The sequence below is a fragment of the Clostridium sp. UBA5119 genome (genome assembly GCF_002414285.1).
GTDB lineage: Bacteria > Bacillota > Clostridia > Clostridiales > Clostridiaceae > Clostridium_J > Clostridium_J sulfidigenes.
This window is the reverse complement of the sequence record NZ_DHYX01000042.1, coordinates 1-5060: the sequence shown is the minus strand read 5'-3', so window position 1 is coordinate 5060 and position 5060 is coordinate 1. Positions and strand designations below refer to the sequence as shown.

At 32.5% G+C, this 5060-nt stretch carries 2 protein-coding genes and 1 pseudogene; 1 reads left to right on the top strand and 2 read right to left on the bottom strand.

What is annotated here, in order from left to right:
* The first annotated feature begins 319 nt into the window (after nucleotides 1–319).
* On the top strand, nucleotides 320–1396 hold the full coding sequence (locus B2671_RS06170) for a CotS family spore coat protein (protein WP_346869617.1): 1077 nt from the start codon (nucleotides 320–322) through the stop codon (nucleotides 1394–1396).
* 90 nt (nucleotides 1397–1486) lie between these two features.
* On the opposite strand, the pseudogene ppdK reads toward B2671_RS06170, so the two are convergent.
* Nucleotides 1487–4139: pseudogene (ppdK, locus tag B2671_RS06165) on the bottom strand (pyruvate, phosphate dikinase).
* Between the two features lie 53 nt (nucleotides 4140–4192).
* Nucleotides 4193–4825, bottom strand: a complete 633-nt coding sequence (locus B2671_RS06160; protein WP_346869639.1) for a helix-turn-helix transcriptional regulator — start codon at nucleotides 4823–4825, stop codon at nucleotides 4193–4195.
* Between the last annotated feature and the right edge of the window lie 235 nt (nucleotides 4826–5060).

The following is a 5060-nucleotide window of genomic DNA, read 5'->3' as shown; positions in this document are numbered from 1 at the left end:
TGCTACGTCCTTGGATAACGATTTCCCCTAAAGGACAACGAATTCTAAGTATCAAATAAATTGATACTTAGAATTCTGTTAGTAAGCTTCAAAGAAGCTAAGAACTCTGTTAAGTATATTTAATAACTATATTATGTATGTATATAATTTCTTTATTATGTATATAGTTTCTTTACTATACATGAATATTCCTTTAATGGACTATAAAAATTTTTCAATATTTCAAGGAATTGATATATTTATGATAAATTTTTCATAAACATAATTATAGTAGAGATATTTAATATTATCTTATAGTATTTTTAAGGAGAGAAGTACAATGAGTAACGCAATAGCAGATAGTTCTAACTCAAATTTACTATCGCCAAGTAATATTAAGAAAAATGTATTACCTTATTATAATTTATCTAATAATTGCAGTATATATCAGGTGAAGTTTAAGGATACCGATAAGCAAAGAGCTGTTTATAAAATAGAAAGTGATTCCCATGAGTATTGTTTGAAAAAAGTATATTATGATGTAGATGAACTGCTTTTTATTTATTCAGCCATAGAATGGTTATATCGTAATAATATAAATGTACCTAGAATACTATCTACTACTAATCATGGAAGATATGTAAGGTATAATGATATGTTATTTATTCTCACAGATTGGATTCAAGGGGATAAATGCGATTTTGATGATATAAATAATGTGAATATGGCAAGTAGAAATTTAGGACAAATTCACGAGACTTCTTTAGGATTTTCCCCAATTTTAGGTAGTAAACATAAAGAAGGTTTCACCAATCTTACAGACTCTTTAAATAAACATACTGTTCAACTTGTTAAAAATGAAAAGCTAGCATTAAAGTATAAAGATTATTTTTCTAAAATATACAGAGTTAGCTTTACTAATAGCATGTGCCTAGCAAATTTATCAACTAATGTAGCCAATACTATAGACTATGACAACTTATCTGTTTCCATATGTCACAATGATTATGTAAGTAAAAATCTTATTATAAATCAGGGTAAAATTTATGTTATCGACTTTGATAAATGTAGATACGACTATTCAGCCTTTGATATTTCTTATTGTTTAAGGAGACTTATGAGAAGAGAAAACACTTGCTGGAATGGAGATTTAGCCATAAACTTTTTACAGGAATACGAGAGCAGTCACCCTTTGACCTTTGATGATTATAAATATATCCTTGCCTACTTAGCCTTTCCACAAAAATACTGGAAATTATCTAGGGATTACTATAAAAATATATCAAAATGCAATAAAAAAGCCTTTATTAATCTTCTTAATAAAGCTGTATTACACAATGATATCCATATTGATTTCAGTTATAAACTACTGGATTATATTGAAAATAAATTCAGCACTAAAATTTCCTTTAAATAAGACTCTTAAAGATATATAAAGAGGTAATCTGAAAATATTTTAATTCTTTTCAGATTACCTCTTTGTTAATTGTTATTTTTTATTTTATTTTTACTTGCATCCACAGCAACATTTTTTTCTTGGATTTTTAACTTCAGCTTGAGCAGCTGCAAGTCTTGCTACTGGAACTCTGAATGGTGAGCATGATACATAGTTTAATCCTACTTCGTGGCAGAATTCAACGGAAGATGGATCTCCACCGTGCTCTCCACATATTCCAAGTTTGATGTCTGGTCTAGTTGATTTTCCTAGGTCTGCAGCCATCTTAACAAGTTTTCCAACTCCAACTTGGTCTAATCTTGCAAATGGATCAGATTCATATATGCTCTTGTCATAGTAGTGTTTTAAGAAGTTTCCAGCGTCATCTCTTGAGAATCCAAAGGTCATTTGTGTTAAGTCATTAGTTCCAAAAGAGAAGAACTCAGCTTCTTTAGCTATTTCATCAGCAGTTAAAGCAGCTCTTGGAATTTCTATCATAGTTCCTACCATGTACTTCATATCTGTGCCTGATTCTTTTATGATTTTATCAGCTATTTCTGTAACTATGTTTTTAACATACTTAAGCTCTTTTACTTCTCCAATTAATGGTATCATGATTTCAGGTACTATATCATAACCTTTTCTAGTTTTAACATCTATAGCAGCTTCTATTACTGCTCTCGTTTGCATTTCAGCTATTTCTGGGTAAGAAACTGCAAGTCTGCAACCTCTGTGACCCATCATTGGGTTAAACTCATGTAATGATTCAACAGTATTTTTTAGTTCTTCAAAGGTAATTCCAAGTTCTTTAGCTAATTCTACTATTTCATCATCTTCATGAGGAAGGAACTCGTGTAGTGGTGGATCTAAGAATCTTATAGTGGCTGGTCTATCTTGTAACTCCTCGTAAATTCCTATAAAGTCNNTTTTGCATTGGTAATAATTTTTCTAGAGCTGCTCTTCTTGTAGCTTCATCCTTAGCAACGATCATTTGTCTTATAGCCATGATTCTCTCGCCTTCAAAGAACATGTGCTCTGTTCTACAAAGTCCTATTCCTTCTGCTCCGAACTTAACTGCTTGAGCTGTATCTCTTGGATTATCAGCATTAGTTCTTACTTTTAAGCTTCTTATTTCATCAGCCCATGCCATGAATGTTCCAAAGTATCCACTTATTTCAGGATCTACAGTTTTAATTTGTCCTGCATATACATTTCCTGTACTTCCATCTATTGAGATATAGTCTCCTTCTTTATAAGTAACTCCACCTACTGCAAAGGTTCTATTTCCTTCATTTACTGTTAAGTCGCCGCAACCAGCAACACAGCATGTACCCATACCTCTAGCAACAACAGCTGCGTGAGAAGTCATTCCACCTCTTACTGTTAATATACCTTCAGAGGCAATCATACCTTCAATATCTTCTGGTGAAGTTTCAAGTCTAACTAAAACTACCTTTTCACCACTTTCATGGGCAGCTTTTGCATCTTCTGCAGTGAAGTAAACCTTGCCGCAAGCAGCACCAGGAGATGCTGGAAGTCCTTTAGCTATAACTGCTGCAGCCTTAAGTGATGCTGAATCAAAGGCAGGATGTAATAATGTATCTAATTGTTTTGGTTCAACTTTAAGGATTGCTTCTTCCTTAGTAAGCATTTTCTCTTCTACAAGGTCAACAGCTATTTTTAATGCAGCTTGAGCTGTTCTCTTACCGTTTCTTGTTTGTAGGAAGTAAAGCTTACCTTCTTCTATAGTGAACTCCATATCTTGCATGTCTCTGTAATGGTTTTCTAAAGTGTTTACAATATCCATGAATTGTTTGTATACTTGTGGATTTTCTTGTTCTAATTGCTCTATTTTTTGAGGTGTTCTGATACCAGCAACAACATCTTCACCTTGAGCATTCATTAAGTATTCAGCAAATATTTTCTTTTCTCCTGTAGATGGATTTCTTGAGAATGCAACCCCTGTACCAGAAGTATTTCCTTTATTACCAAATACCATTTCTTGAACGTTTACTGCAGTTCCCCAACTACCAGGAATATCGTTCATTCTTCTGTATACTATAGCTCTAGGATTGTTCCAAGATCTAAATACAGCAGTGATAGAAGCTATTAATTGTTCTGTAGGATCACTTGGGAATTCTTCTCCCTTAGCTTCTTTGTAGTAAGCTTTAAACTTAGCTACTAATTCTTTTAAGTCTTCTGCATTTAATTCTGTATCAAGTTTTACGCCTCTAGCAGCCTTCATCTCATCCATGATATCTTCAAAGTTTCTCTTTTCTACTTCCATAACTACATCAGCAAACATTTGAATGAATCTTCTGTATGAATCATATGCAAATCTAGGATTTTTTGTTTTTTTAGCCATTACTTCAACAGTTTCATCATTTAATCCTAGATTAAGGATAGTATCCATCATTCCAGGCATAGATGCTCTAGCACCAGATCTTACTGAAACTAATAAAGGATTTTCTAGATTCCCAAACTTTTTGCCTGTAAGTTTTTCTAACTCAGCCATTTTTTCATGAATTTCTTCAACGATTTCTTCTGCAATTTTCTTTCCGTCATCGTAGTATTTATTACAAGCTTCAGTTGTTACTGTGAAGCCTTGTGGCACTGGAATTCCTATGCTTGTCATTTCTGCAAGGTTTGCACCCTTTCCACCTAGTAAATTTTTCATGCCGCCGTTGCCTTCATTAAAAAGGTACACATATTTTTTCTTTTCCATGTTATACAACCCCTTAACTCTTAAATTATAGTTATATAGTCAAATGAATAAAATTATTCATTTTCACCCAATTTTACAAATACCATAGAAATTGTTGTCTTAGATATTTTTCCTACAATTTTCGGAACTTCTTTTCCCCTTAAAAGTTCTAGTCTTACAACAGGTAAGGAATCTACCTGATGCTCAATTATTTTCTTTGCGGCATCAAAGGCTGAATCTTCCTCTGATACACTAACAATATTCGGCATTCTAGTCATGATAATTCCAACGGGTACTCTATGCATATCAGCTGTTCCCATAGCCATCTTTATGAAGTCTTTTCTGGATACAGCTCCTAATAGTGCTCCTTCATTTTCAATGAATAAAGTTCCTGTGTCATTTAAAAAAAGTGTTAGAATGGCCTCATAAACAGGTGTGTCTTCCTTTACTAGAACAGGTTCAGACATTACATCTTTAACCTTTATATTTCTAATTTCACTGTTTTTAGGTTCTTTATTTGAATTTTTAACACACACATATCCAACTTTAGGTCTTGCTTGAAGTATACCGGTCATAGTCAATATAGATAAATCTGGTCTTATGGCGGATCGCGTAAGCCCTAACTCTTTTGCGATAGCTTCACTGGTTATTGGTTCATTTTCTTTAACTAATTCTATTATTTGTTCCTGTCTAAGCGAGAGTTTAATAACAATTCGCCACCTTTCAAAATTTTATTATTTACTCCAAATTCTATGATTTTAATTATATCACACATTGGGGTGAGTAAGTGTTATTTTTAAGTAATTTTCTATTATATTGTATAAGAGATTTATTTAATTTGCAACTTTCTCTAAAAATTTTTAAAATATTTCGTTAATTCTTGGGTAAATTTTATTCTAAATAAAAAAAGATGAGTCTGTACTCAATGTCATTAAGTTAGTG

Bases quoted from the DNA above. Each gene is read 5' to 3' on its own strand.
- B2671_RS06170 (WP_346869617.1), top strand. From the start codon at position 320: ATGAGTAACGCAATAGCAGATAGTTCTAACTCAAATTTACTATCGCCA.